The sequence below is a fragment of the uncultured Marinobacter sp. genome, from assembly GCF_963974375.1.
In the GTDB taxonomy this organism is placed as follows: Bacteria; Pseudomonadota; Gammaproteobacteria; order Pseudomonadales; family Oleiphilaceae; genus Marinobacter.
In genome coordinates this window covers 1-2,277 of record NZ_CAXBDN010000408.1, presented here as the reverse complement: position 1 = coordinate 2,277, position 2,277 = coordinate 1, and the positions used below count along the sequence as shown (strand labels likewise).

The following is a 2,277-nucleotide window of genomic DNA, read 5'->3' as shown; positions in this document are numbered from 1 at the left end:
GTTTGATGGCCCGGCACTTGCCCGCTGCTATCTGGCGCTCTACTTCGGTGAGGTTTCAGCGCTGATGGCCAAAGCAAAGGACCTGGGTGCCAGCGACCGGGATTTCGAGCTGGATACCCGTCTGCTGGCCATGCTGGGTCGCAGCTTCCCGCTACCGGACTATGTCCGGATGCGCCAGCAGTGGAACGACTTTGCCCGGGCCATGGGCCGCTTCTTCGGTGACTGCGACCTGTACCTTTGCCCGACTGTGGCGCAGCCCCCTGCCAGGATTGGTGAGCTGGCGACACCGCCGGCCATGCGGCTGGCCTCGCAGCTGGTGCTCAGGGCCCGTGCCGGCGGTCTGGTTCACAAGATCGGCATGATCGACCAGCTGGCCATGGATAATCTGGCCCGCACACCCTTCACCCAGCTTGCCAACCTGACCGGCACCCCGGCTATGTCGGTGCCACTGAACTGGTCTGCTGACGGCCTGCCGGTAGGGGTGCAGTTCGGAGCGGCCCATGGTCGTGAGGACCTGCTGCTGCAGCTGGCGTCACAGCTGGAGGAAGCCTCGCCCTGGTACAGCCGCTATGAGAATCTGTGGGCAAAGGGCGAAAATCAGGCCGTGGTGTGATCCGCTTCCCCAAAACACACGTTTATTTTCCTGTCAGTTACAGGCTATGCTGTGACTAACGGGCAGCGGTCCCGCTGTCCGTTCCACAGCTGATGGCATCGAGGAGGCGAGTGTTTATGAACCAACCGATGGCAATCGAAGAACTGGTGTCGGTAGCCCAGGCTGAAGCCATGGGAGAACTCGATGCGCCGATCATGGCCATAGTGCTCTCCAATGACCAGAGCTACGACCTTCCTATCAACTCCCTTGAAACGGATGCCGACAAGGCTCGCTGGGCCCTGATTCTGCGGGCGGCAAGAGAGCATGTTGAGGCAGACGCAGTTGCTCTGCTATACCCTGCCTGGACCACGATCCGGGAACGCCCGGCGGCTCAGGCAGACGCCCGGACCGACACTGAAGAAGATGTCCAGGATCCGATTGATACCCTGTTCGTCCAGTTGCACACCCGTGATCGTGTTTACTGGCGGGGCTTCGAGCAGATCCGGGATCCCCGGCATCAGCGCATTATCGGGTTCCGCTCGATAGGCGCCCTGTCAAACGAGTATGAAAGGGATGAAGCACCTTCGGTCACTGCGTGGCTGAACACCCTGTTTGACCCTTTCCCGAATGAAGCGATGCCTCCGGAAACGGATCAGGATCTGGCAGATTTTCTGGCAGAACCTGAAGTGACTGCTGCACTCTACCCCCGTCAGATGCGGGCTCTGCACTGATCAGATTCGCTGGTTAACGATGAAAGGCCACGTACCGTCTCCGGTGTCGTGGCCTTTCTGTTTCTGGCAACGGCAGGATTTTCAGGCCGGTCAGTGCTTGTGGGTCAGCAATACCAGGCATAGCTGGGCATGCTGGATGAAGTGGCTGAAGGCGTTCAGCTGTTCCTGGCCGGGCTCACTGCCATTGGCACCGAAGTCTGCATAGAACATCCCCAGCATCCGGCCATTTGCCAGTAACGGGCCCGTCAGTGCCGGTATCCGGCCCAGCCAGGGATCGAAGGCCTGCTCTTCGGGATGCCTTGGTGGCCGGAATATCGAGCAACTGCCATGAGGCAACAGATGGCCCAGGGGGCCGGTACCATCGCGAGGGATAGTGAAGCTGGCGCGCCAGCTCTCGGTTTCCGGACCGGCACACATGCGCAGGACCAGTTTGCCCGCCTCCCGGTCAGACATGAGCAGGGCCACTCTCTTCAGGCCAATACCCCTCTGCATGCCTTCCATGACCAGCTGGCAGATAGTATTCAGGTCCGGCTTTTCAGTCAGGCTCTGGGCCAGTTCCCGCAGGATACGCAGTTGCAGATCCGGGTCAATGACCGGTGGTGCCGGTGCTTCCAGCTCCCCTGCAGCGCCGGGCATCAGTGCCTGCACCTGGGGAATGCCGAGGGACACCGCAACCTTGCCGGCTTCGGTGGCGTTGAGTCTGGCGCGATCCCTGACCGCTGCGGGGGTTTCATCGATATCCTTGCCAATGGCTTCCATTAACTTGTCCATCTCCGGCGAGCGCCAGCCATCCTCCGCCAGTTCGGCCATTCGTACAGAATGCCTTGCCAGGCTGCTGGCGGCGGAATTCGGGCGGTTGGACGAAACCACATCGCGGATAAACGGCCCCAGCGCCCAGGCTTCCGCCAGTCCCCGGGTAATTTCCGGAAAGGTGGTGTGAAGCACGGCCTTCTG

2 protein-coding genes and 1 pseudogene are annotated in these 2,277 nt (G+C 60.9%); 2 read left to right on the top strand and 1 reads right to left on the bottom strand.

The genetic code is table 11. From position 1 onward, the window contains the following. Both AAC035_RS20785 and AAC035_RS20780 read left to right on the top strand, forming a co-directional pair. Positions 1-613, top strand: a 613-nt coding sequence (locus tag AAC035_RS20785) for an amidase family protein (RefSeq protein WP_339807024.1), incomplete at its 5' end; no start/stop codon positions are given. Between the two features lie 116 nt (positions 614-729). Continuing rightward, positions 730-1,323 (top strand): hypothetical protein, encoded by a 594-nt coding sequence (locus AAC035_RS20780; protein ID WP_339807023.1) that lies wholly within the window; start codon positions 730-732, stop codon positions 1,321-1,323. A 90-nt stretch (positions 1,324-1,413) separates the two neighbouring features. Here the strand turns inward: AAC035_RS20780 and AAC035_RS20775 are convergent. Further along, positions 1,414-2,277, bottom strand: a pseudogene (locus AAC035_RS20775) (histidine kinase); the annotation flags it as partial.